This window comes from Xanthomonas hortorum pv. cynarae, from assembly GCF_002939985.1.
Lineage (GTDB): Bacteria > Pseudomonadota > Gammaproteobacteria > Xanthomonadales > Xanthomonadaceae > Xanthomonas > Xanthomonas hortorum_D.
The window spans coordinates 135,038-157,905 of sequence record NZ_MDFM01000006.1; the positions used below are offsets into that span (position 1 = coordinate 135,038).

22 protein-coding genes are annotated in these 22,868 nt (G+C 63.7%); 5 read left to right on the forward strand and 17 right to left on the reverse strand.

From position 1 onward, the window contains the following. Nucleotides 1-264: 264 nt before the first annotated feature. Both XcyCFBP4188_RS06155 and XcyCFBP4188_RS06160 read left to right on the forward strand, forming a co-directional pair. Entirely contained in the window at nt 265-1,608 is a 1,344-nt protein-coding gene (locus tag XcyCFBP4188_RS06155; protein WP_104591792.1) for a sigma-54-dependent transcriptional regulator, read from the forward strand. A gap of 8 nt (nt 1,609-1,616) precedes the next feature. Continuing rightward, complete coding sequence (locus XcyCFBP4188_RS06160) at nt 1,617-2,969, forward strand: sensor histidine kinase (protein ID WP_104591793.1); 1,353 nt, start codon at nt 1,617-1,619, stop codon at nt 2,967-2,969. 40 nt (nt 2,970-3,009) lie between these two features. Here the strand turns inward: XcyCFBP4188_RS06160 and XcyCFBP4188_RS06165 are convergent, their stop codons facing one another. Further along, the gene (locus XcyCFBP4188_RS06165) at nt 3,010-3,975 is read right to left on the reverse strand and encodes a right-handed parallel beta-helix repeat-containing protein (protein WP_006450432.1); all 966 of its coding nucleotides are present in this window, start codon (nt 3,973-3,975) and stop codon (nt 3,010-3,012) included. A gap of 107 nt (nt 3,976-4,082) precedes the next feature. Next, the gene (gene glmU, locus XcyCFBP4188_RS06170; RefSeq protein ID WP_104591794.1) at nt 4,083-5,447 is read right to left on the reverse strand and encodes a bifunctional UDP-N-acetylglucosamine diphosphorylase/glucosamine-1-phosphate N-acetyltransferase GlmU; all 1,365 of its coding nucleotides are present in this window, start codon (nt 5,445-5,447) and stop codon (nt 4,083-4,085) included. Nucleotides 5,448-5,591: 144 nt separating this feature from the next. Between glmU and XcyCFBP4188_RS06175 the strand changes: the two genes are divergently transcribed. After that, nucleotides 5,592-5,975 carry a GtrA family protein gene (locus tag XcyCFBP4188_RS06175; protein ID WP_006450430.1) on the forward strand — a complete coding sequence of 128 codons (384 nt, stop codon included), beginning with the start codon at nt 5,592-5,594 and terminating at the stop codon, nt 5,973-5,975. 188 nt (nt 5,976-6,163) lie between these two features. Here the strand turns inward: XcyCFBP4188_RS06175 and aroQ are convergent, their stop codons facing one another. From aroQ to XcyCFBP4188_RS06225, 10 genes are all read right to left on the reverse strand, one after another. Then, nucleotides 6,164-6,676, reverse strand: coding sequence for a gamma subclass chorismate mutase AroQ (gene aroQ, locus XcyCFBP4188_RS06180; RefSeq protein ID WP_104591795.1), 513 nt, complete (start codon nt 6,674-6,676; stop codon nt 6,164-6,166). 257 nt (nt 6,677-6,933) lie between these two features. After that, complete coding sequence (locus XcyCFBP4188_RS06185) at nt 6,934-7,356, reverse strand: F0F1 ATP synthase subunit epsilon (RefSeq protein WP_006450428.1); 423 nt, start codon at nt 7,354-7,356, stop codon at nt 6,934-6,936. Between the two features lie 203 nt (nt 7,357-7,559). After that, the gene (atpD, locus tag XcyCFBP4188_RS06190; protein ID WP_006450427.1) at nt 7,560-8,966 is read right to left on the reverse strand and encodes a F0F1 ATP synthase subunit beta; all 1,407 of its coding nucleotides are present in this window, start codon (nt 8,964-8,966) and stop codon (nt 7,560-7,562) included. Between the two features lie 122 nt (nt 8,967-9,088). Further along, nucleotides 9,089-9,952, reverse strand: coding sequence for a F0F1 ATP synthase subunit gamma (gene atpG / locus XcyCFBP4188_RS06195; protein WP_006450426.1), 864 nt, complete (start codon nt 9,950-9,952; stop codon nt 9,089-9,091). Between the two features lie 113 nt (nt 9,953-10,065). Next, the gene (gene atpA / locus XcyCFBP4188_RS06200; RefSeq protein WP_006450425.1) at nt 10,066-11,613 is read right to left on the reverse strand and encodes a F0F1 ATP synthase subunit alpha; all 1,548 of its coding nucleotides are present in this window, start codon (nt 11,611-11,613) and stop codon (nt 10,066-10,068) included. Between the two features lie 47 nt (nt 11,614-11,660). Beyond that, nucleotides 11,661-12,188, reverse strand: coding sequence for a F0F1 ATP synthase subunit delta (locus XcyCFBP4188_RS06205; protein ID WP_006450424.1), 528 nt, complete (start codon nt 12,186-12,188; stop codon nt 11,661-11,663). Nucleotides 12,189-12,191: 3 nt separating this feature from the next. Then, nucleotides 12,192-12,662 (reverse strand): F0F1 ATP synthase subunit B, encoded by a 471-nt coding sequence (locus XcyCFBP4188_RS06210; protein WP_006450423.1) that lies wholly within the window; start codon nt 12,660-12,662, stop codon nt 12,192-12,194. 113 nt (nt 12,663-12,775) lie between these two features. After that, complete coding sequence (gene atpE / locus XcyCFBP4188_RS06215) at nt 12,776-13,078, reverse strand: F0F1 ATP synthase subunit C (protein ID WP_002814105.1); 303 nt, start codon at nt 13,076-13,078, stop codon at nt 12,776-12,778. Nucleotides 13,079-13,150: 72 nt separating this feature from the next. Further along, nucleotides 13,151-13,951, reverse strand: coding sequence for a F0F1 ATP synthase subunit A (gene atpB, locus XcyCFBP4188_RS06220; protein WP_006450422.1), 801 nt, complete (start codon nt 13,949-13,951; stop codon nt 13,151-13,153). A gap of 25 nt (nt 13,952-13,976) precedes the next feature. Beyond that, nucleotides 13,977-14,342 carry a hypothetical protein gene (locus XcyCFBP4188_RS06225; protein ID WP_005920882.1) on the reverse strand — a complete coding sequence of 122 codons (366 nt, stop codon included), beginning with the start codon at nt 14,340-14,342 and terminating at the stop codon, nt 13,977-13,979. Between the two features lie 529 nt (nt 14,343-14,871). Here XcyCFBP4188_RS06225 and XcyCFBP4188_RS06230 point away from each other — a divergent pair. Next, complete coding sequence (locus tag XcyCFBP4188_RS06230) at nt 14,872-15,684, forward strand: hypothetical protein (RefSeq protein WP_167393505.1); 813 nt, start codon at nt 14,872-14,874, stop codon at nt 15,682-15,684. 280 nt (nt 15,685-15,964) lie between these two features. On the opposite strand, the gene lpdA is transcribed toward XcyCFBP4188_RS06230, so the two are convergent. The 5 genes from lpdA to XcyCFBP4188_RS06255 all read right to left on the reverse strand — a co-directional run bounded on the left by lpdA (nt 15,965) and on the right by XcyCFBP4188_RS06255 (nt 21,938). After that, on the reverse strand, nt 15,965-17,797 hold the full coding sequence (gene lpdA, locus XcyCFBP4188_RS06235; protein WP_104591796.1) for a dihydrolipoyl dehydrogenase: 1,833 nt from the start codon (nt 17,795-17,797) through the stop codon (nt 15,965-15,967). A gap of 16 nt (nt 17,798-17,813) precedes the next feature. Continuing rightward, nucleotides 17,814-18,464, reverse strand: coding sequence for a hypothetical protein (locus XcyCFBP4188_RS06240; RefSeq protein ID WP_006450418.1), 651 nt, complete (start codon nt 18,462-18,464; stop codon nt 17,814-17,816). Then, a complete protein-coding gene (locus XcyCFBP4188_RS06245; protein WP_104591797.1) occupies nt 18,461-20,239 on the reverse strand; it encodes a dihydrolipoyllysine-residue acetyltransferase in 1,779 nt (592 codons plus the stop codon). Before XcyCFBP4188_RS06245 ends, XcyCFBP4188_RS06240 begins: the two co-directional genes overlap by 4 nt. A gap of 128 nt (nt 20,240-20,367) precedes the next feature. Then, a complete protein-coding gene (locus XcyCFBP4188_RS06250; protein ID WP_043908722.1) occupies nt 20,368-21,126 on the reverse strand; it encodes a DUF2884 family protein in 759 nt (252 codons plus the stop codon). A 251-nt stretch (nt 21,127-21,377) separates the two neighbouring features. Further along, complete coding sequence (locus tag XcyCFBP4188_RS06255) at nt 21,378-21,938, reverse strand: DNA-deoxyinosine glycosylase (RefSeq protein WP_006450415.1); 561 nt, start codon at nt 21,936-21,938, stop codon at nt 21,378-21,380. 141 nt (nt 21,939-22,079) lie between these two features. On the opposite strand from XcyCFBP4188_RS06255, the gene XcyCFBP4188_RS06260 reads away from it, so the two are divergent. Next, complete coding sequence (locus tag XcyCFBP4188_RS06260; protein WP_006450414.1) at nt 22,080-22,751, forward strand: OmpW/AlkL family protein; 672 nt, start codon at nt 22,080-22,082, stop codon at nt 22,749-22,751. Nucleotides 22,752-22,868 lie beyond the last annotated feature (117 nt).

Here is a 22,868-nt window from a genome sequence, read left to right on the forward strand (position 1 = left end):
CCGCCACAACTTTGCCACCGACAGGCTGCAACACCTGCACGTGTCCGGACTACTTGGGTCCGGCAGGTCAACCATCGTGACGAAGCCTCCTGCATCACCGCGCCTTTGCCAAACCGCAACGACCTCTACACGCCAAACGCAGTTGTGTGCGGTCAAACCAAGCGCAGGCATCCCTACACTTCACCTGCGACGCGTCACCCGTTCCGCAGCGTGCCGAATCCTGTTCTGATAGCCCTTCTCCCCGCGCCTTTCACCGAGCACCCGATGCCGCAAATCCTGATCATCGACGACAACACCGCCGTGGCCACCGCGCTGGAGGTGCTGTTTTCGTTGCACGACATCGAGGCACGGCACGCGCATTCGCCGCAGGCCGGATTGGCGCTGCTGGACGAGCAAGGGTTCGATCTGGTGATCCAGGACATGAACTTCACCGCAGACACCACCTCCGGCGAAGAAGGCGAAGCGCTGTTCGCGCAGATCCGTCAGCGCCATCCCGATCTACCGGTGATCCTGCTCACCGCCTGGACCCATCTGGGCAGCGCGGTGGGCCTGGTCAAGGCCGGTGCGGCCGACTACATCGCCAAGCCCTGGGACGACACCAAGCTGCTGACCACGGTCAACAACCTGCTGGAACTGTCCGAAGCACGCCGCGAACTCGAACGCCGCCGCGAGCGCGAACGTCGTGGACGCGAGCAGCTGACCCAACGTTACGACCTGCGCGGCGCGGTGTTCGCCGACCCGGCCAGCGAACGCGCGATCGCGCTCGCCTGCCAGGTCGCACGCTCGGACCTGCCGGTGCTGATCACCGGCCCCAACGGCAGCGGCAAGGAGAAGATCGCCGAGATCATCCAGGCCAACTCGCCGGCAAAGAACGGCCCGTTCATCGCGCTCAACTGTGGCGCACTGCCCGGTGAATTGATCGAAGCAGAATTGTTCGGTGCCGAGGCTGGTGCCTACACCGGTGCGAACAAGGCGCGCGAAGGCAAGTTCGAAGCGGCCGATGGCGGCACGCTGTTTCTCGACGAAATCGGCAACCTGCCATTGGCAGGTCAGATGAAGTTGCTGCGCGTGCTGGAAACCGGCCGCTACGAGCGCCTGGGCTCCAATCGCGAACGCCACGCCAAGGTGCGTGTGATCAGCGCCACCAATGCCGATCTGCAAGCGATGATCCGCGAGGGCAGCTTCCGCGAGGATCTGTATTACCGGCTCAACACGGTGGAAATCGCGCTACCCGCACTGGCCGAACGCCCCGGCGATATCGGGCCGTTGGCCGAGCACTTTCTGGCCGGCGACAAACCGCTGTCCACGCAGGCGCGCGATGCCTTGCAACGGCATGCCTGGCCCGGCAACGTGCGCGAGCTGCGCAACGTGCTGCAACGTGCGTGCCTGCTCGCGCAAGGGGTGCGTATTGAAGCCAGCGATCTGAACTTGCCACGCGCAGCCGCACCGCGCCCGGTGGCGCTGGCGGCAGGCGAACCGGATCGTGCCCGCATCGAACAGGCACTGGCGCGCGCACAAGGCGTTATCGCTCAGGCCGCCGCCGAGCTGGGTCTGAGCCGACAGGCGCTGTATCGGCGCATGGACCGCTACGGCATCACCTCGGAATGATTCCCCGCATGTGGCAGCGTTCTTTCACATTTTCCCTGTTTTTGCGGCTGTTGCCGGTGCTGGCGCTGGCGGCCGCGCTGCCTTGGTTCACGGCGTACTGGCTGGACCGTGGCTGGGAAGTGGCGGTGTTATCGGCAGTGGTTCTATTGTCGGCAATGTGGTTCAGCCTCAGCCGCGCCACAGCTCCGATGCGCTCGCTGTTCCGCGCATTGGCCGGCACCACCAGCAGCTACCGCGATGGCGAATACAACTTCGGCGTGTATTGGCGCGGCACCGACGAGCTGGCACAGCTGGTGCAGGCGCACGCAGAACTAGGCGAGGTGCTGCGCGCGCAACGGCGCAATCTGGTACAGCGCGAATTGATGCTCGACACCATGTTGCAGAACACCCCGGTGGCGATGTTGCTGGTTGTCGCCGGCGGCGATGGTGTGCGCCGTATTGGTTTCTCCAACAACGCTGCGCGCAAGCTGCTGCATGACGGTCGCAAACTCGAAGGCCAGCATCTGGACGATGTGCTCGGCCGCATGCCGAACGAATTGCGTGATGCATTGGCACGTGGCGGCGATTGTCTGTTCGCAGTACGCGAAGACGGCGATGACGAAGACGACGAGCAGATCTATCACCTCTCCCGCCGCAGTTTTCATCTCAACGGACGCGGCCACGAGCTGTTGCTGATCCGCACCTTGACCAACGAATTGCGCCGCCAGGAAGTGCAGACCTGGAAGAAGGTGATCCGCGTGATCAGCCACGAGTTGAACAATTCGCTTGCACCGATCGCCTCGTTGGCGCATTCCGGCGCCGAGTTGCTGCGTCGCGAACGTACCGACCGGCTTGGCATCGTGTTCGAAACTATCGAAGAGCGCGCACGCCATCTGGAAGGCTTCATTCGCGGCTACGCACGCTTTGCCAAGTTGCCGCAGCCGCAGCTGCAGACCATCGAATGGGCGCCGTTTCTGGAGCGTTTGCGGCAACAGATCCCGTTCCAGCTGCAAGGCGCACTGGCGGATGTCTCCAGCCGCATCGATGCGGCGCAAATCGAGCAGGCATTGCTCAACCTGCTCAAAAATGCACACGAGGCCTGCAGCGAGGCGCAGCCATCCAACAGCGACGTCGCTGTGCGCGTGACCCGCGTGCCGCAATGGCTACGCATCGAAGTGCTGGACCGCGGCAACGGCATGAACGAGGCCGTGCTGCATAACGCACTGATGCCGTTCTACTCGACCAAGCGCAACGGCACCGGGCTCGGGCTTGCGCTCACCCGCGAGATCGCCGAAGCCCACGGCGGGCGCATCTCGCTGCATAACCGCGAACACGGCGGGCTATGTGTCACCTTGTTGCTGCCGTTTGCGACGGCCGGTTAGTTCGCTACAAGCTGTAGCGAGCAACCGTTTGATAACGGCTTCACCCGCCGCGAAGCGTGCCACGCTCTTCGATTCGCGGTTTCTTCAACGCACCACAGGCCTCGTCTGCACCCGTCGTTCGCGTGGCGTCGATCGCGCCGTAATAGCCAACCCCCACCGTGTTGTCGAAGAACTGCCCGCCTTGCGAGGGACATTCGCCGTCGGGTTTGATCCAGTCCGAAAACGCCGCGTACTTGCCGGCCCGGACGAAGCGGTTGGCACCGACATAGGTGTTGTCCGAGGCGTCGCGGGTGCGTACCGCATCGCCGTTGACGTCGGTAAAGGTATTGCCTTCGATGCGGTTGCCGGAGGAGTGACGCGCCAGATACAGCGCATGGATGAAGCCCGAGGTCTTGGTGTCGTTTTCGATCGACACGAAGCGATTGCGTTCGATGCGGTTGTCGCGCGAATTCTGCAAACGGATCGCTGCGAACGAGTACGCAGCCTCGCTACTGCTGCCATGGATGCCACCGATCCGCTCGAAGGTCATATTGCGGATCACGTTGCCGCTGTTGCCGTCCTGGCTGCGTTTGCTGCTGCCCAGGTCCATTGCCATCCAGTAATTGCTGACTTTCAAACCGGTAAAGGTCAACCGCGTGGCAGCATTGCCGCCGCCCTTCAGCGTGAACCAGGTAGCGCCACCGCGTCCATCGAACCACGCTGGCGTGGCGGCATCGGATGCTGCGATGAAGCGAATGGACGCGCCGTTGGTGAATGTCCATTGCACCGACTGCCGCAAATAGGTGCCTGCGGCAATCACCACATCTACCGCGCCGGTGGGGCGCCGTTCGAGCAAGCGCTGTTGGGCGGCACTCAAACTACGCAACGCAGTCGAGGCACTGGTGCCCGCAGCGGCGTCGTTGCCATCTGGCGCCAGATACAGCCGAAAGGTCTGTGCGGATACCGCCCCTGGTAGCAGCGCTGCCAAGAACACCATCAATAGCAGTGCGTAGCGTCGCGTTTGCATCGGGCACCTCGTGATCGGTGGTGACGTGCGTGGTCTGTTGGTGTCGCACTGCACTGCACTGCACTGCACCTATGCAGCGCAGTGCAACCAGCAGCACGTACCCACAGCTACTTCTTGGTCGGACGCTCCCAGCCTTCGATCACGGTCTGACGCGCACGCGCCACGCTGAGCTGGCCGGCAGGCGCATCGCGGGTGATCACCGAGCCCGCGCCAATGTTGGCCATGGCGCCGATGGCGATCGGTGCCACCAACGCGCTGTTGGAGCCGACAAAGGCGCCATCGCCGATGATGGTCTGCGACTTGTTCACGCCGTCGTAGTTGCAGGTGATGGTGCCGGCGCCGATGTTGACCTTGCTGCCGATCACCGCATCGCCCAGATAGGTCAGATGGTTGGCCTTGCTGCCCACGCCCATCGTGACCTTTTTGGTCTCGACGAAATTGCCGATATGCACGCCATCGGCAAGCACGGTGCCAGGCCGTAGCCGCGCGAACGGGCCGATCATCGCTGCGCCCTCGGTCACCACCCCTTCCAGATCGCAGTGCGCGCGTACCTGGGTACCGGCGCCGAGCGTGACATCGCGTAGCCGTACGAACGGGCCGATCACCACGCCATCGCCCAGCGTCACCTCGCCTTCCAGAATCACATCGATATCCAGTTGCACGTCATTACCCACTGTCACCGTACCGCGTTGCTCCACGCGCGCCGGGTCGGCCATGCGCACCCCGCGCAGGCACAGCGCACGTGCCGCACGTGTCTGCCAGGCGCGCTCCAGTAGCGCGAGTTGCCACAGGTCGTTGGCACCTTCCACATCCTGCGAATCACTCACATGCACCATGTCGGCCGGGGTGAAATCGGCCGCAGCGCTGGCAAACACATCGGTGAGGTAGAACTCGCCCTGCGCATTCTGGTTCGACAAACCACTCAGCCAACGGCGCAGCGCCGTGGACTCGGCGGTGAGGATGCCGGTGTTGATGGTGCGGATGCGGCGCTGCTCGTCGTTGGCATCCTTCTGCTCGACGATAGCGGCGACCTTGCCTTCGGCATCGCGCAGGATGCGGCCGTAACCGCTGGGATTGGGCACATCGGCCACCAGCACCGCCATGCGCCCGGGTGCGTGCAGCAGTTGCAGCAAGTCGTTGGACTGGATCAGCGGCACATCGCCGTACAACACCAGCACCGTGGCTGCGTCCGGAATCGCATGCATCGCCTGCTGCACCGCGTGCCCGGTGCCCAGTTGCTGACGTTGCTCGGCCCAGTGCAGATCGCTTTGCGCAGCGAACGCCGCCTGCACCTGCTCACCACCGTGCCCGTGCACCACATGGATCGCGGCTGGCTGCAACTGCCGCGCAGTGGCGATCACGTGCGCCAGCATCGGCTGGCCGGCAAGCGGCTGCAGCACCTTGGGCAGGGACGAGCGCATGCGCTTGCCCTCTCCCGCGGCCAGGATCACGACGTGCAGGGGCAAAGTCATCGAAGCGTTCCAAAACGTGAGATGGACAAATTCTAGTCGCTGTCTCGGCAGCGCGTCGTTACCGCATCGCCGTCTTATGGTGATTACGATTTTTAAGCGCCGCTGCCGTTAGCATGAGCGCCCTCTCACGATCACCCGGCCCGCATGAGTCTGTTCCGCCAAGGCAGCCAGTTCACCCTGATTGGCGCCCTGCAATTGGCTGTGGATTGCGGCATCTTCATTGCCGCCACGGCGGCGGGCATGCCGACAGTACCTGCCAATCTGCTCGGGCGCATCAGCGGTGCAGTGCTTGGCTTCTGGCTCAACGGCCGCTACACCTTCGCCCAGGAAGGTGGTGCACGTCTAGGCTGGCAGCGCTTCCGCCGCTTTGCGGTGATGTGGCTGGTGCTCACACTGATCAGCACCTGGCTGCTGTCGGCGACGGTGGATCTGCTCGGCCTGCGTCAGGCCTGGCTGGCCAAACCGCTGGTGGAAGGCGGGTTGGCGATCGTGTCGTTTTTTCTTGGCCGGCATGTGGTGTATCGCTGAGCGAGCGCACTGACGCTAACGCAGTGACCGAAGACGCTGCTGCTTTCGGCTGAAGAAAACGCGATCCATGCCGCCACCACGTGCAGATCAGCCAATACACGTTTAGCGCATCGCTGATCGCGTGCTCGGTAGAGCGTCCCCCTCCTGAGGGGACGATCGGCACTTGGGTGCTGATGGCGGTGCGGGGTTCAGCGGCAGAAATCGCCCAGGCTGCGCACCAGTGCGGCGCGATGCAGCGCATCCAGCTGCCATTGCGCCGCGTAATGCGCTGCTGCGCGCGCGGTGCTGGCCGGGCACTGCGGCGCTGCGCGCAAGGGTGCAACATCGGCCAATGCATCGAGCAATTGTCCTTGCAGCTGATCCAGACGCACACGCAACGTCGCCAGATCCGGACGTGCGGTGTCCGGCGCGCGTCCGCGTTCGCGCCAGTGATTCAACAGTGCGTACTGCACTGCCTTGTTGGCCTCGATCTGCGCTGCAAAGAACCGCGCCGCATCCTCGGCATCCAGCCCGTGCGCAGCGGCCTGATCGCGCACGCTCTGCAGCGCCACCGCATCGCCGATCGCATTGCGCTGCACGATGCGATCCAGCAACGGATCCAGCGGCGGCTGGCTACGCGCCGGCAGTGCGCAGCCCAGCAGTGCGACGGCCAGCAGGCCGGTCAGCGCGTAACTGCGAAAGCCATCGATCGTGCGGGTCATTTGGTGTTCCTCAACATGCATGGGAGAGACGCCGCGCCGCCTGCAGCAGGCGGCATCGCGCAAGGCACCAAGGCACCAAGGCACCAAGGCACGCAGTGTGCCTGCTCCCCCGGTGCAGGTGGAACGCGCCACGCAGGCGCATCTCCAAAAACGAAAACGCCGACACGATGGTCGGCGTTTCCAGTGCCACACCGGCGTGTGGCTGTACATCTGTTGTCACGCTTGCACGTGCCGCGAGGGCGCACGCGATCGTGCGTTTAGTGCTTCAGCGTACGACGCAAGCGCTCCAGCGCCTGCAACTGCACGGTCGCCTCGGCCAACCGACGCTGCGCTTCCGCCACATCCACCGCGTCGCCACGGTTGGCCAGCAGACGTTCGGCCTCTTCCTTGACCTTGCGTACCGCAGCTTCATCGATGTCCTGGGCACGCACCGCAGTGTCGACCAGCACGGTCACCACCTGCGGCTGCACTTCCAGGATGCCGCCGGAAATGGCGAAGTCCAGCTGTTCGCCGCTGGCGGTGGTGACCACCACCTTGCCCGGCTTCAGGCGCGTGATCAGCGGCGCGTGCTTTGGCGCAATGCCCAGCTCGCCCAACTCGCCGGTGGCCACGACCAGCGTCGCCTCACCGTGGAAGATTTCCTTCTCGGCGCTGACGATGTCGCAACGGATAGTGCTCATGGTGCCTCACTCTGTGAGGCGGGGAATCGGGAATCGGGAATCGGGAATGGGAAGAGCCGCTGGCTGCGTACGCTTCCTGGTTCCCACATTTCCGACTCGCCTACAACCCGCCTTTACGATTCCCGATTCCCGATTCCCGATTCCCGATTCCCGATTCCCGATTCCCGATTCCCGATCCCAGCCGCACAGCGGCTGGGATCGCATCAGGCCTTGGCGCTCATCTTGTTGGCTTTCTCGACGGCTTCTTCGATGCTGCCGACCATGTAGAACGCCTGCTCCGGCAGGTGGTCGTACTCGCCGTCGCAGATCGCCTTGAAGCCGCGGATGGTGTCCTTCAGCGAGACGTACTTGCCCGGCGAGCCGGTGAACACTTCGGCCACGTGGAAGGGCTGGCTGAAGAAGCGCTCGATCTTGCGCGCGCGCGACACCGACTGCTTGTCTTCTTCGCTCAGCTCGTCCATGCCCAGGATCGCGATGATGTCCTTCAGTTCCTTGTACTTCTGCAAGGTCTGCTGCACGCGCTGGGCGGTGTCGTAATGCTCGTGGCCGATCACCAGTGGGTCCATCTGGCGGCTGGTGGAATCCAGCGGATCCACGGCCGGGTAGATACCCAGCGAGGCGATGTTACGGCTCAGCGTGACGGTCGAATCCAGGTGGGCGAAGGTGGTCGCCGGCGACGGGTCGGTCAGGTCGTCCGCAGGCACGTACACGGCCTGGATCGAGGTGATCGAACCGCTCTTGGTCGAGGTGATGCGTTCCTGCAGCACGCCCATTTCCTCGGCCAGGGTCGGCTGGTAGCCCACTGCCGACGGCATGCGGCCGAGCAGCGCGGACACTTCGGTACCGGCCAGCGTGTAGCGGTAGATGTTGTCCACGAACAGCAGCACGTCCTTGCCCTTGCCGTTCTCGTCCTTCTCGTCGCGGAAGTACTCGGCCATGGTCAGGCCGGTCAGCGCAACGCGCAGACGGTTGCCCGGCGGCTCGTTCATCTGGCCGTACACCATCGCGACCTTGTCCAGCACGTTGGAGTCCTTCATCTCGTGGTAGAAGTCGTTGCCCTCACGGGTACGCTCGCCCACGCCGGCAAACACGGACAAACCGCTGTGCGCCTTGGCGATGTTGTTGATCAATTCCATCATGTTGACGGTCTTGCCGACGCCGGCGCCGCCGAACAGGCCGACCTTGCCGCCCTTGGCGAACGGGCACATCAGGTCGATGACCTTGATGCCGGTTTCCAGCAGCTCGGTGCTGGAGGACTGGTCTTCGTACGACGGTGCAGCGCGATGGATTTCCCAATGGTCCGAGGCCTGCACATCGCCGGCTTCGTCGATCGGGCGACCCAGCACGTCCATGATGCGGCCCAGCGTCCCGGCGCCGACCGGCACCGAAATGGCGCGCTCGGTATTGGTGGCCAGCAGGTTGCGCTTCAGGCCGTCGGTGGAGCCGAGCGCAATCGTGCGCACCACGCCATCACCGAGCTGCTGCTGCACTTCCAGGGTGATTTCGGTGCCTTCGACCTTCAACGCGTGATAGACCTTCGGCACTTCATGGCGCTGGAATTCGACGTCGACGACCGCGCCGATGATCTGAACGATCTTGCCCTGACTCATTTGGATAACTCCACTAATGTCTGTTCGATTCTGGTGTCGGGAATAGGGAAACGGGAATAGGGAATGGGAAGATCAAGTGCTGCTGCTTCGACCATTCCCGATTCTCCATTCCCTATTCCCGGCTATACGGCGGCCGCGCCGCTGACGATTTCCGAAATTTCCTGGGTGATCGCCGCCTGACGCGCCTTGTTGTAGACCAGTTGCAAGGTGCCGATCATCTTGTTGGCGTTGTCGCTGGCGGCCTTCATCGCCACCATACGCGCGGCATGTTCGGAAGCCACGTTTTCCAGCACGGCCTGGTACACCAGCGACTCGATGTAGCGCGTCATCACGTGCTCCAGCACGCTGGCGGCATCGGGCTCGTACAGGTAATCCCAATCATGATGGGCCACCTTGTGCTCGGCGGCCGGCAGCGGCAGCAGCTGATCGAAGCTGGCCTTCTGCGTCATCGTGTTCACGAAGCGGTTGTAGACCAGATAAACGCGATCAACCTTGCCTTCGGTGAAGGCATCCAGCATCACCTTGATCACACCGATCAACTGCTCGATGTGCGGGCTGTCGCCCAGGTGGGTGACGCTGCCGACCATGTTGACCTTGATGCGGCGGAAGAACGCCGAAGCCTTCTGACCGATGGTCACCACGTCGATCTCGGCGCCCTGCTCCTGCCACGGGCGCACTTCGCCCAGCATCTTGCGGAACAGGTTGTTGTTCAGACCGCCGGCCAGGCCGCGGTCGGAAGAGATCACGATGTAGCCGACCCGCTTGACCTGCGCACGCTCCATCAGGAACGGATGCTGATAGTCGGTGCTGGCCTGCGCCAGATGCCCGATCACCTGCTTCATGGCCTGCGCGTAGGGGCGCGAGGTCTTCATGCGGTCCTGCGCCTTGCGGATCTTGGAGGCCGAGACCATTTCGAGCGCGCGCGTCACCTTGCGGGTGTTCTGCACGCTCTTGATCTTGGTTTTGATTTCGCGTCCGCCTGCCATACTCGCTCGCTTCGCTCGCTTAGTGGGGAATGGGGAATCGTGAGTCGGGAATTGGCACAGCCAACCCGCTTTGACGATTCCCTATTCTCTATTCCCGATTCCCGCAGCTGGATTTACCAGCTGCCCGTGGTCTTGAACTCTTCGATGCCCTTCTTGAAGCCCGCTTCGATGTCGTTGTCCCAACCGCCGGTGCTGTTGATCTTGGAGATCAGCTCACCCTGGGTGTTGGCGAAGTGGGCGTGCAGGCCTTCTTCGAACGCCAGCAGCTTGTTGACCGGCACTTCATCGAGGTAGCCCTCGTTGACGGCATAGATCGACAGCGCCTGGTTGGCGATGGACATCGGCGCGTACTGCTTCTGCTTCATCAGCTCGGTGACGCGCTGACCGCGCTCGAGCTGCTTGCGGGTGGCTTCGTCCAGATCCGAGGCGAACTGCGCGAACGCGGCCAGCTCACGGTACTGCGCCAGCGAGATACGGATGCCGCCGGACAGCTTCTTGATGATCTTGGTCTGGGCCGCACCACCGACGCGCGACACCGAGATACCGGCGTTCACGGCCGGACGGATACCGGCGTTGAACAGGTCGGTTTCCAGGAAGATCTGGCCGTCGGTGATCGAAATCACGTTGGTCGGCACGAATGCGGAGACGTCGCCAGCCTGCGTTTCGATGATCGGCAGTGCCGTCAGCGAACCGGTCTTGCCGGTCACCGCACCGTTGGTGAACTTCTCCACGTATTCCTCGGACACGCGCGCAGCGCGCTCGAGCAGGCGGGAGTGCAGATAGAACACGTCGCCCGGATAGGCTTCGCGACCCGGCGGGCGCTTGAGCAGCAGCGAGATCTGGCGGTAGGCCACGGCCTGCTTGGACAGATCGTCGTACACGATCAGCGCATCTTCGCCGCGGTCCATGAAGTACTCGCCCATGGTGCAGCCGGCATACGGGCTGATGTACTGCATCGCGGCCGATTCGGACGCGGTCGCAGCCACCACCACGGTGTGTGCCAGCGCGCCGTTCTCTTCGAGCTTGCGCACGATGTTGGCAACGGTCGAGGCCTTCTGGCCGATCGCCACGTACACGCACTTGATGCCGGTGCCCTTCTGGTTGATCACCGCATCGATCGCCAGCGCGGTCTTGCCGGTCTGACGGTCGCCGATGACCAGCTCACGCTGGCCGCGGCCGATCGGGATCATCGCATCGACCGACTTGTAACCGGTCTGCACCGGCTGGTCGACCGACTTGCGCCAGATCACGCCGGGCGCAACGCGCTCCACCGGTGCGGTCTGGGTCGCGCCCAGCGGGCCCTTGCCGTCGATAGGCTCGCCCAGTGCGTTGACCACGCGACCGAGCAGCTCCGGACCCACCGGCACTTCCAGGATGCGGCCGGTGGTCTTGGCCACGTCGCCTTCGCGCAGGTTCTCGTAGTCGCCCAGCACCACGGCGCCGACCGAATCGCGCTCCAGGTTCAGCGCAAGCGCGAAGGTGTTGTTGGGCAGTTCGATCATTTCGCCCTGCATCACGTCGGCCAGGCCGAAGATGCGCACGATGCCATCGGACACGCTGGTCACGGAGCCTTCGTTGCGCGACTCCGCGGACAGCTTGACCGTCTCGATGCGGGTCTTGATCAGGTCGCTGATTTCGGAGGGGTTGAGCGTGGTTGCCATCGTTCAGTCCTAGGTGCCGGCCGCGAGGGCCATGCGTTTATGTGAATTCAGTGGGCGAGCGAGCTTTGCAGACGCGCGAGCTTGCCCTTCAGCGAGCCGTCGATGACCACGTCGCCGGTGTCGATCACCGCGCCGCCGATCAACGAAGCATCCACCGCGGTGGTGATGTCCACCTCGCGGCCAAAACGCTTCTTCAGCGCAGCAGCGATCGTGTCCAGCTCAGTCGCGGTCATTTCAGTTGCCGAGGTCACCGTCGCCTTGACGACATGTTCGGCCTCGGCGCGCAGCTGTTCGTACAAGCCTGCGATTTCCGGCAGCACCGACAAACGCTGCGCATCGGCCAGCAGGCCAAGAAAACGCAGATAGTCTTCGCTCGCCGTTGGCGGCGCCAGCAACGTCACTGCCTGTTCCTGGCGCAAGGCCGGGTTGAGCAGCAATGCAGCCACGCGCGGGTCGCCGGCCACCTGCGCCGAGAACGCCAGCGCATCGGACCAGAGTGCGAAGGTACCGCCCTCACGCGCGATCGCAAACGCGGCACGGCCGTAGGGACGGGCAAGTGTGAGGGCCTGGCTCATCGATTAAATCTCCGCCGCCAGCTCGTCGAGCAGCGCCTTGTGGGCGTTGGCATCGATTTCGCGCTTGAGCAGCTTCTCGGCACCGCTGACCGCCAGCACCGAGATCTGCTTGCGCAGTTCTTCGCGGGCACGGGTGGCAGATGCGTCGATTTCGGTCTGCGCCAGATCCTTCTGACGGTTGGCTTCGGCAATTGCCTCGTGCTTGGCCGCTTCGATGATCTGGTTGGCGCGCGCATGGGCCTGATCGATGATCTCGTTGGCCTTGGTGCGTGCGTCCTTCAGTGCTTCGTTGACCTTTTCCTGCGCCTGCGCCAGATCCTTCTGACTACGATCGGCCGCAGCCAGACCTTCAGCGATCTTTTGCTGACGCTCTTCGATCGCCTGCAGCAGCGGCGGCCAGATTTTGGTCGCTACGATCCAGATCAGACCGGCGAAGGCCAGCGCCTGGGCAAAGATGGTAAGGGTGATGTCCATGGGTCGCTCAATCGCTCTTTAGGGGTGAAAGCGCCGCCGCATGGCGACGCTTTCCGACCTTCATCCGCGGAGACAACCGCACGCGGTTGCCTCCACATCCTGCTACCGCTGGATCAGCCGGCAGCCTGCGACAGACGCTCGATGAACACCTGGGCCAGCGGGTTGGCGAAGGCGAACAGCAGGCCGACAGCGACGCTGATGATGAACGCGGCGTCGATCAGGCCAGCGGTGATGAACATGCGGACCTGCAGCACCGGGATCAGTTCCGGCTGGCGCGCGGCAGATTCCAGGAACTTGCCAGCCATGATGGCCAGACCGAGGCCGGCACCCAGCGCGGCCAGGCCGATCATGATGCCGACGGCGAGGACGGTGGAGCTCTGGACTTGAGCGAGGTTGGTCAGGACGGCGAGGTACATGGTGATCTCCGAACGAAAGTTTCTAAGGGTGATGGATGAATCGGGATGAAGCAGATGAAGGGTGCAGCAAACTCAGTGACTGTCTTCGGCAAGGCTCAGATACACGATCGACAGCATCATGAAAATGAAGGCCTGCAGCGGAATCACCAACAGGTGGAACAGCATCCAGCCGAGGCCGAATACGCCGCCAGCAACCATGCCGGCGATGCCCGCACCGCCCAGCACCCAGATCAGCAGGAAAACGATCTCGCCGCCGAACATGTTGCCGAACAGTCGCATCGCCAACGAAATCGGCTTGCTCAGCCACTCGACGATGTTCAAAAGCAGGTTGAACGGCATCATCCACTTGCCGAACGGCGCCGTCAGGAATTCCTTGGTCATGCCGCCCACGCCCTTGGAGCGCAGCGAGAAGAAGATCATCAGGAAGAACACGCTGATCGACATGCCCAAGGTGGCATTGACGTCGGCGGTCGGCACCGGCTTCCAGGCGTGGATGCCTGCCCAGCCCAGCGGGATGGCAATGAAGTCGGCCGGGATCATCTTGATGAGATTCATCAACAGGATCCAGAAGAAGATCGTGATCGCGATCGGGGTCACCAACTTGCTGGTGCCGTGGTAGGTGTCCTTGGCCTGCCGGTCGACGAACTCCAGGCAGATTTCCACGAACGCCTGCCACTTGCCGGGCACGCCGGCGGTGGCATTGCGGGTCGCCGTCCAGAAGCCGACGACCATCACCAGGCCCATCAACACGGCCATGACCAGGGTGTCGACGTGAATGGTCCAAAACGTACCGCCACCCTCGCGAACCGGATAGATCAGGTTCTGCAAGTGATGCTGGATATAGGAGGTAGGTGTTGCTGCCTCGCCCGCCATGTGTCCGGAGCCCTTTAAGTTCGAATCAACGCCTGGCCAGAGCCAGAACCTGAAAAATCAGCCCGATGGCGATACCCGCCAACAAAGCCAGAGGAGGCAGCCGCCACAGGCCGAAGCCGAGCGCCAGCGCCACGAAAACCAATACCCACTTCAACACCATCGCCAGGATCAACCGGACCATGGCAATACCTGCCGCCTGGATCCCGCCCCCTAGCGCGGTCCGTGCTGCGACCCAGCCGCCCAGCACCGTCGCAAATCCGGTCAACGCCAGACCGGCAGCGTAACGGGGACCGACCAACAGCAACCCCAGACTGGTTATAGCTACAGCGGCAAGCGGATATACCGCAGCGCGCAGCATCAACCGCCGACCCGCGTCAACGGAGTTCAGCACTACGGTTACCTTACGTGTGAATGAGTGGGAAGCGCAGATGCGCCTCGTCGAGCCGCGAAAGTATAGCAATGGGACAAATTGCGAGACAACCGGCAGAAGTCACTGGCTGCTGCGGCGCACCATACAGGTGCTGCGGCAACGGGTGGGAACTTTGCCACAAACAGACGGTCATAACCTACGAGGCCTGCACATCCTCGTCGAAAGGTACTGCCGCAGGCTGCGTCCAGGGGCCCTGGGAGACCGGGGCTCCTGCTTTTTACGCATTTTGTCGCACCCTGCGACCTTCCCATCGGCGGTCCAATCGACGCGTTCCTGGCGCGATACCAGCCTCGCCGTTTCGTTATTGGCGCCTCGATTGCGCGGCGCACGACGAAAGTCGAACTGCCCGCGGCACCGGACCGTTTTGTCCGATTGCTATTTCGGCCTTCACATCGAATCGACAGCTCGTTCACTTGTGAACGACACCATTTTATCGATAGTGCGCGCCACAGGTCGGTTGCCTGCCTCTCTTAGAACTATGGAGCTCCCCATGAAACACCTTCTCGCACTGGTCATCCCGTGCGTACTGGCTGCCGCTTACGCCGCGCCTGCCCATGCAGAAGACACCGATGATCGCTTCCAGATTCGTCTCGGTGCGATGAACGTCGACAACGACAACACCATCCGTGGCAACACGCTGGTGGCAGGCAACAATGTGTCGGTCAATGAAGATTTCAAGCTCGGCGGCAAGGAATGGGAGCCACGTGTCGATGGCGTGTTCCGCATCAGCACCCGGCAGCGCCTGATCTTCGATTACTTCAAGTACGACAAGGATCGCCGCGAGACCCTGACCCAGGATCTGAGCGGCGGCGGCATCACCGTGCCGACGGGCAGCTTCATCAAGGGTGAGCTGAAGTATCAGGTCGCCACCCTGGTGTACGACTACTCGGTCATCGATTCGCCGGAATTCAGCCTGGGCCTGCAGCTCGGTGCCGAATACGCCAAGGTCGAAGCCAACGCATACGCCGACCTGGGCAGCGTCTTCAGTGGCGACGTGCTGGACGAAAGCGAAGACGGCGTTGCGCCGGTAGTCGGCATCCGCTTCACCGCACGTCCGAGCGAGCATTGGCTGTTCAACGTGCAGGGTCAGTACCTCAATACCAGCTGGGGCAACTTCGACGATTACAAAGGCGACCTGAGCCGCGCCAACGCGATTGCCGAATACCGCTTCACCAAGAACTTCGGCATGTTCGCCGGCTACGACTGGTTCAAGCTCGATGTCGACCAGCGCGGCAGCGATGGCCTGATCGGTTTGAAGCAGGAGTTCAAGGGCCCGGTTGCAGGCGTGACGTTCGCGTTCTGAGTTGCAGAGACCGTCTGAACCAAAAGGCCCGCTTTTTGCGGGCCTTTTGCGTTTTTTCCATGTACCGAATGCGCCGCTATGGCGTTGGGCAGAGGTGCGCGGCGAAGCACACATAATCGGCCAACGGCGTCTCACCCAAGCTGGCGCGCCGCACATCCACCTGGTCTGGATCCTCGATGGCCTGGGCATCCAACGGCCTTGCAGCGCGATCAACAGCATGCCCAAACGACGACGCCCCGCGCAAGGCGGGGCGTCGTTGGCAGCGCCGCGTGTGCGGTGCTTACTTCTTCTTCGGGATGTACAGGTCGGTGATGGTGCCGTCGTACACTTCGGCGGCCATGCCGACCGATTCGCTCAGGGTCGGATGCGCGTGAATGGTGTGGCCGATGTCTTCGGCCTCCGCGCCCATTTCGATGGCAAGACCAATTTCGGCCAGCAGGTCACCGGCATGCACGCCGACGATGGCACCACCGATCACGCGATGCGTTTCTTCATCGAAGATCAGCTTGGTGAAGCCCTCGGTGCGGCCGATGCCGATTGCGCGACCACTGGCGGCCCACGGGAACTTGGCCACGCCAACCTTCAGGCCCTTGGCCTTGGCTTCCGTTTCGGTGACGCCAACCCAGGCGATTTCCGGGTTGGTGTAGGCAACCGACGGAATCACCCGCGCCACCCATTCCTTCTTCTCGCCGGCAGCCACTTCGGCGGCCAGCTTGCCTTCGTGGGTGGCCTTGTGTGCCAGCATCGGGTTACCGACGATGTCGCCGATGGCGAAGATATGCGGCACGTTGGTGCGCATCTGCCGATCGGCCGGGATGAAGCCGCGCTCGGTGACGGTGACGCCGGCCTTGTCGGCGCCGATCTTCTTGCCGTTGGGCGTGCGGCCCACAGCGACCAGCACGCGATCGTAGGCGGTTGCCTGCAGACCCGGCTTTTCGCCTTCGGTCGCGGCTTCAAACGACACCGTGATGCCGCTGGCGTCGGCCTTGACGTCGGTGGCCTTGGTCTTGAGATGGACTTCCACGCCTTGCTTCTTCAGGCGGTCGGCCAGCGGCTTGACCAGGTCCTTGTCGGCGCCCGGCATCAGCTGGTCCATGAACTCGACCACGGTGACCTTGCTGCCCAGCGCGCTGTACACCGTGGCCATTTCCAGGCCGATGATGCCGCCGCCGACTACCAGCAGGGTCTTGGGGATGTCGTGCAGCTCCAGCGCGTCGGTGGAGTCCATCACGCGCTTGTCGTCCCACGGGAAGTTGGGCAGCTTCACCGCTTGCGAGCCGGCGGCGATGATGCAGTGCTCGAAGCGCAGCAGCTGGGTCTTGCCGTCGTCGCCGACGATCTCCAGCTCGTTGGGCGAGACGAAGCTTGCCACACCGGTGACGGTGCGCACCTTGCGTTGCTTGGCCATGCTGGCCAGGCCGCCGGTGAGCTTGCCGACCACTTTTTCCTTGTACTCGCGCAGCTTGTCCAGGGTGATCTTGGGCTGGCCGAAGTCCACGCCGAAATCGCCGGCATGGGCCACTTCATCGATCACCGCGGCGGCATGCAGCAGCGCCTTGGACGGGATGCAGCCGACATTGAGGCAGACCCCGCCCAGGCTGGCGTAGCGCTCGATCAGCACGGTGTCCAGGCCGAGGTCGGCGGCGCGGAACGCGGCGGTGTAGCCGCCGGGGCCGGCGCCGAGCACCACCATCTTGCATTCGATATCGGCCGGCTTGCCACTGGCCAGCGCCGGCTTGGACGGCGCCGGTTCGGCCGGGGCACGATGCGACGGCGTCACCGGCGGCTTGCTGCCTGGCGCGGCGGCCGGTGCAGCCGCCGCCGGCGCAGGCTTGGTGTCGGCCTTGGCGGGCGCAGCCGGTGCGGCGGCCTCGCCGTCGGTTTCCAGCAGCAGCACGACCGCCCCTTCGGACAGGTTGTCGCCGACCTTGATCTTGAGTTCCTTGACCACGCCCGCAGCCGAGGACGGCACTTCCAGCGTGGCCTTGTCCGATTCCAGCGTTACCAGGCCCTGATCCTTGACCACGCTGTCGCCGACGGCGACCAGCACTTCGATGACGGGAACATCGCTGTAATCGCCGATGTTGGGAACCTTGATTTCAATGACCGCCATTTGCTTCTCCTGTGGCTCAACCGGCCGTGCCGGCAAGCGTCTGCTGGAGTTCATCCAGCGACGATTCGATTTGGGTCCAGCGCTTGTCGCGCTTCTTTTCCTTGCCTTCGCTGGCTTCGATCAGCAGCGCGGCCTGCTGCAGCAGCAACTCGCCGGCACCGCAGCTTGGACGCGCGCCGCTGTAGCGCACGCCATCGACCTGGAACGACAGCACCTCGCCCTCGCTCACCGGCGCGGTGCGACCGGTCGGTGCAAGCTGGGTCAATGCAGCGGTCCAGTTGCTGACCAGGCGTTTTGCCAACGCCGCCGGAATCGGAATCTCCACCGTTTCCGGGGTCTGCTCGGTGCGGAACTGCACGCTGCCGCGATCGCTCTGGCTGACCCAGCTGTAGACGCGCTCGTCGGCGCGGCTATGCCGCAGGGTCCAGTCGGCGGCGCCGTCCTTGCCCGGCAGCAGCGACACGCCGCTTTCGACACCGCGGGTGGGCAGTGTCAATAGCGACAAGCTCGGCTTGGTAGCGCCGTCGAGCAGCGTGGTCACCGCGGTGCCGTAGTTACCCACCGCCGGCGGCCAGCCGCGCCCGAGCGTGCTTTCGCATTCGCGCGCTGCCGCAACTGTCCACGGCAGCACGCCCAGCAGGGCGATCGTCAGCAGCGCCGCTCTCACAGCAGGACGCGTCGCATGTCGGCCAGCACCTGGCTGAGGTAGGTGGTGAAGCGTGCGGCCAGCGCGCCGTCGATGACGCGGTGGTCGTAGCTCAACGACAACGGCAGCATCAACTTGGGCGCGAAGTCCTTGCCGTTCCACACCGGCTGGATCGCCGACTTGGACACACCCAGGATCGCCACTTCCGGTGCATTGATGATCGGCGTGAATGCCGTGCCACCGATGCCGCCGAGCGAGCTGATCGAAAAGCAGCCGCCGCTCATGTCGGCCGGGCCCAGCTTGCCGTCACGCGCCTTCTTGGCCAGCTCGCCGCTTTCCTGCGCGATCTGCAGCACGCCCTTCTTGTCGACGTCGCGGATCACCGGCACGACCAGGCCGTTCGGGGTGTCGGCGGCAAAGCCGATGTTGATGTACTTCTTCAGCGTGAGGTTTTCGCCGGCCGCATCGAGCGAGGCGTTGAACTCGGGGAATTTCTTCAACCCCGCGGCGCTGGCCTTGACCAGGAAGGCGAGCATGGTCAGCTTGATGCCGGCCTTCTCATTTTCCTTGTTCAGCGCCACGCGCAGGGCTTCCAGGTCGGTGATGTCGGCCGATTCGAACTGGGTGACGTGCGGAATCATCGCCCAGTTGCGTGCCAGGTTGGCACCGGAAATCTTCTTGATGCGCGACAGCGGCTGGGTTTCGGTCTCGCCGAACTTGCTGAAGTCCACCTTCGGCCAGGCCAGCAGGTTCAACCCGTTGCCGCCGCCGGCCGGCGCAGCACCGGCTGCGGCAGGCGCGCCGCCGCTGAGTGCGGCCTTGACGAAGCGCTGCACGTCTTCGCGGGTGATGCGGCCGCCCTTTTCGCTGCCCTTGAGCTGGTTCAGATCCACGCCCAGCTCGCGTGCGAACACGCGCACCACCGGGCTGGCGTAGGCCACCTTGGAAGGCAGCACGCTGTCGGCGTCGAAGGTCACCGGCGGGCTGGACGGGTTGCCGGCCGACGGCTGGCCGCCCTGTGCAGGCTGCGACGCCTCGCTGGAGCGCGCGCCCTGTACCTGCGCGATCTCGCGCTGGGCCAGCTTGTCCGGTACCGCAGACACCGCGACCGGCTCGACCTTGCCCGCCGTTTCGGCGGTCTCGGTGGTGGGCTTGGCCGGGGACTGGGCCGCACCGGCACCGCCATCGCTGGCAGCAATGATCGCGACCACATTGCCCCGCGAGAGCGTGTCGCCGACCTTGACCTTGAGTTCCTTGACCACACCGGCGGCCGAGGACGGCACTTCCATCGTGGCCTTGTCCGACTCCAGCGTGACCAGGCTCTGGTCCTTGGCGACGGTATCGCCGACGGCGACCAGCACTTCGATCACCGGGATGTCAGTGTAATCACCGATATCGGGCACAAGCGCCTCGACCAGGCCGCCTTCCGAGGATGCGGCAGGCGCAGCCGGCTCGGCCTTGGCGGCCGGCGCCGGCGCCGGGGCGGCAGCGGGCGCGGCCTTGGCCGGAGCAGCGGGCGCAGCAGCAGGTGCCGCGGCGGTCTCGGCGCCGGCATCGGCCACTTCGATCAATGCGACCAGCGCGCCCTGCGACAGCGAATCGCCGACCTTGACCTTGATCTCCTTGACCACGCCGGACACCGACGAGGGCACTTCCATCGTGGCCTTGTCCGATTCCAGCGTGACCAGGCTCTGGTCCTTGCTGACCGTATCGCCGACCGACACCAGCACCTCGATTACCGGGACATCGCTGTAGTCACCGATATCGGGGACAAGTGCTTCCTTGATTTCGGCCATACGGGGAACTCCGGCAACAGAATGGGGAAACCCCTATTGTGGCCGGCTGCGGGCCGCAGCGCCAACCATTGCCGTGGAAAAAGTCGCGCATCGGGTGGGATGCAGCGTTTGCGCACGCACGCGCTGGATCATTTCGAGGCGCGTCGATCCACCCGCAACAGTTGCAGTGGCTCGCCCGAGGGCAAACGATACGCCAGCGCATTGTCCAAGCCATCGAGCGCTTCCACCCGCTCGCACAGTTGCTGCGCGCGCGGCCGCAATGCACGTGCCTGCGGCTCGATCAGGCGCTCGATGCGCGCTTCCACGCCATCCAGCGACCGCAGCTGCACATCGTTACCGGTCAGTGCCGACTGCACCGCACCGGCGACGACATCGCCGATCAGTTGCGGCAACAGCTCGGCCACCATCGCGCCGATGTCGTCATCAATATCGATCGTGGTGAGCTGGCTTTTGCTGAAGCTCTGCTTCAAGCGGGTATCGATCTTCTCGCGCACGTTCGCCATCTGGGTGCGGGTGGCCTCCGGGGTGCGGCTGAAACCGGCCGCCACTTCGCCCAGCGCGGTGACGGCGATGTCGGCGGCTTCGCGCCCGACCTCCTGCGCCAGCGGTACCACGTCGCGGGTCTGCCGCTCGAACTGGATCAAGCGGGCGCGATCGTCCGCGCTCAGCGCGACCCAGCGGTCGTCGACGAACAACGCGCCCTGGCGCATCACCAGGCGCTGCGGCGTGCCCGATTCGCGGATCAGGATCAGGCTGCGCGAGTTGAGCGTGAGGTCGTAGTCGCTGCTGACTTCGCAGTGCAGGTCTTCGGCCGCTGCCGCGTCCACGACACCGAACATGCCTGCTAGCAGCCCTAGCGCCATCATCAATCCGTGCTTGCTCGTCATCGCGCTGCTCCGTTGTGCATTGGGTGCAGCATGCCCGCGCGTGCCGGGCGCGTGCCTGTGCCGGACGCTGGCATGACTTCTGGCCGATAGCGGTGCCGCAGCCGGTCAAATTGGCGCTGCAGTTGGTATGCGCGTTGGTTCAAGCCGCTAAAACGCGTGCACATCGCTCGACTGGCATCATGCGCCTCGCTCGTGTCTCGATCATGGGCATGTCTTCGATCACGACGTCGATGCATGCCTGGCCAACGTCGCTAGTCCAAGGCATCGCGCAACGGCTGCCAGGCGTCGCACAACAGCTGCAGCGACCACGCTGCGTTGGCCGGACTGGTGGACGGCAACGCCCACACCGGCACTGACTGCAACTGCGTAGGCAACAGCGGTTGCACGTGCCGACGCCACGCCTGCGCCGCAGCGGCACCATTGCAGGCCACCGCGCGCAGCTGCGGCAGCGTCGCCAGGCGCGCCGCCAACGGATTGACCACGATGCTGCTGGCGACGATGGCCGTATCCAGGCTCCCGCGCCGTTCGCATTGGCCGATCACATCCCACAAGCCGATGCCGCAGTGCGCCAACGCCCCCAGACGTTCGGCATACGCAGCGCTTGCATCGATACCCAGCAAAACCTGCATCAACGGCCAGAACCGATTGCGTGGGTGCGCGTAGTACATCGCCGCGTCCAGCGAGGCGTTGCCGGGCATCGAACCGAGCACCAAGACACGGCAATCGCCAGGAATGTGCGCTGGCAGGCCTTGCAACACGTCGTTTTTCGTCACGGCGATCGCACCTGGGTGAATGTCTTTTTCAGCTTGCATGTCGCAACCACGGCCTTCTTCGGAAACTTGCTGAACAAACGAAATTTTAGCGAGCTGCGGGTGGGCGTGGATTCAGATTTTCAGGAATAGCTTTGGCGCGGCCCACTCCACGGGCCCAACAAGAACACGAGGAGACCCCCAATGCGTTCCATTTCCATCCTGAGCCTGGCTGCTGTATCCGCACTTGCGTTTGCGCCGTCTGCATTTGCACAAGACACCACCTACACCGGTGACACCTCCTCGGCTTCCACCAGCGCCGATAGCGCCTCTGGCAAGCATTGGGCAGTGGTCGGCGGTGTGGCCCTGATCAAGCCGAAGAACGACCCGGCTCCGGGCCTGGACGTCGATGGCGGCCCGGCGCCGACGCTGAGCGCCAGCTACTACATCAACGACAACTGGGCAGTTGAACTGTGGGGCGCAGCCGACAAGTTCAACCACCGCGTCAACGCCGATGGCGTGGGCAAGGTCGGTACCGTTGAGCAGCAGCCGATCGCCATCAGCGGCCAGTACCACTTCGGCCAGGCCGATAACGTGTTCCGTCCGTTCGTGGGCGTGGGCTACTACGAGTCGAACTTCAGCAACGAGAAGATCGACGCAGCCTCGGCCAGCGGCCAGCACGTGGGCCTGGACACCGCCAAGGGTGTCATCGGCACCGTCGGCGTGGACATGAACATCAACTCCACCTGGTTCGCACGTGCCGACGCCCGCTACATGCGTTCGCGTCCGGAACTGCGCGAAGGCGGCCAGGGCACCGGCAGCGAACTGGAACTCGATCCGTGGACCGTCGGCTTCGGTGTCGGCGCGCGCTTCTAAGCAAGTTCGACCAAGCGTGAGTGTCAGTTGAAGAAAAACGGGCCGCAAGGCCCGTTTTTTTATGCGCGGAAATCGTGGCGCTCTATCGATTTCGGAGCGCTAGATCGCGCGAGCTGT

Excerpts from the sequence above, each read along its gene's own strand:
- atpE (WP_002814105.1), bottom strand. The coding sequence starts at position 13,078 with ATGTACCTCGCCGTCCTGACCAACCTCGCTCAAGTCCAGAGCTCCACC.
- XcyCFBP4188_RS06260 (WP_006450414.1), top strand. The coding sequence starts at position 22,080 with ATGCGTTCCATTTCCATCCTGAGCCTGGCTGCTGTATCCGCACTTGCG.
- XcyCFBP4188_RS06255 (WP_006450415.1), bottom strand. The coding sequence starts at position 21,938 with ATGCAAGCTGAAAAAGACATTCACCCAGGTGCGATCGCCGTGACGAAA.
- lpdA (WP_104591796.1), bottom strand. The coding sequence starts at position 17,797 with ATGGCGGTCATTGAAATCAAGGTTCCCAACATCGGCGATTACAGCGAT.
- XcyCFBP4188_RS06185 (WP_006450428.1), bottom strand. The coding sequence starts at position 7,356 with ATGAGCACTATCCGTTGCGACATCGTCAGCGCCGAGAAGGAAATCTTC.
- XcyCFBP4188_RS06245 (WP_104591797.1), bottom strand. The coding sequence starts at position 20,239 with ATGGCCGAAATCAAGGAAGCACTTGTCCCCGATATCGGTGACTACAGC.
- XcyCFBP4188_RS06175 (WP_006450430.1), top strand. The coding sequence starts at position 5,592 with ATGAGTCTGTTCCGCCAAGGCAGCCAGTTCACCCTGATTGGCGCCCTG.
- XcyCFBP4188_RS06155 (WP_104591792.1), top strand. The coding sequence starts at position 265 with ATGCCGCAAATCCTGATCATCGACGACAACACCGCCGTGGCCACCGCG.
- XcyCFBP4188_RS06160 (WP_104591793.1), top strand. The coding sequence starts at position 1,617 with ATGTGGCAGCGTTCTTTCACATTTTCCCTGTTTTTGCGGCTGTTGCCG.
- XcyCFBP4188_RS06230 (WP_167393505.1), top strand. The coding sequence starts at position 14,872 with ATGAAACACCTTCTCGCACTGGTCATCCCGTGCGTACTGGCTGCCGCT.
- glmU (WP_104591794.1), bottom strand. The coding sequence starts at position 5,447 with ATGACTTTGCCCCTGCACGTCGTGATCCTGGCCGCGGGAGAGGGCAAG.
- atpD (WP_006450427.1), bottom strand. The coding sequence starts at position 8,966 with ATGAGTCAGGGCAAGATCGTTCAGATCATCGGCGCGGTCGTCGACGTC.
- XcyCFBP4188_RS06205 (WP_006450424.1), bottom strand. The coding sequence starts at position 12,188 with ATGAGCCAGGCCCTCACACTTGCCCGTCCCTACGGCCGTGCCGCGTTT.
- XcyCFBP4188_RS06250 (WP_043908722.1), bottom strand. The coding sequence starts at position 21,126 with ATGACGAGCAAGCACGGATTGATGATGGCGCTAGGGCTGCTAGCAGGC.
- atpB (WP_006450422.1), bottom strand. The coding sequence starts at position 13,951 with ATGGCGGGCGAGGCAGCAACACCTACCTCCTATATCCAGCATCACTTG.
- XcyCFBP4188_RS06210 (WP_006450423.1), bottom strand. The coding sequence starts at position 12,662 with ATGGACATCACCCTTACCATCTTTGCCCAGGCGCTGGCCTTCGCCGGT.
- aroQ (WP_104591795.1), bottom strand. The coding sequence starts at position 6,676 with ATGACCCGCACGATCGATGGCTTTCGCAGTTACGCGCTGACCGGCCTG.
- atpG (WP_006450426.1), bottom strand. The coding sequence starts at position 9,952 with ATGGCAGGCGGACGCGAAATCAAAACCAAGATCAAGAGCGTGCAGAAC.
- atpA (WP_006450425.1), bottom strand. The coding sequence starts at position 11,613 with ATGGCAACCACGCTCAACCCCTCCGAAATCAGCGACCTGATCAAGACC.
- XcyCFBP4188_RS06165 (WP_006450432.1), bottom strand. The coding sequence starts at position 3,975 with ATGCAAACGCGACGCTACGCACTGCTATTGATGGTGTTCTTGGCAGCG.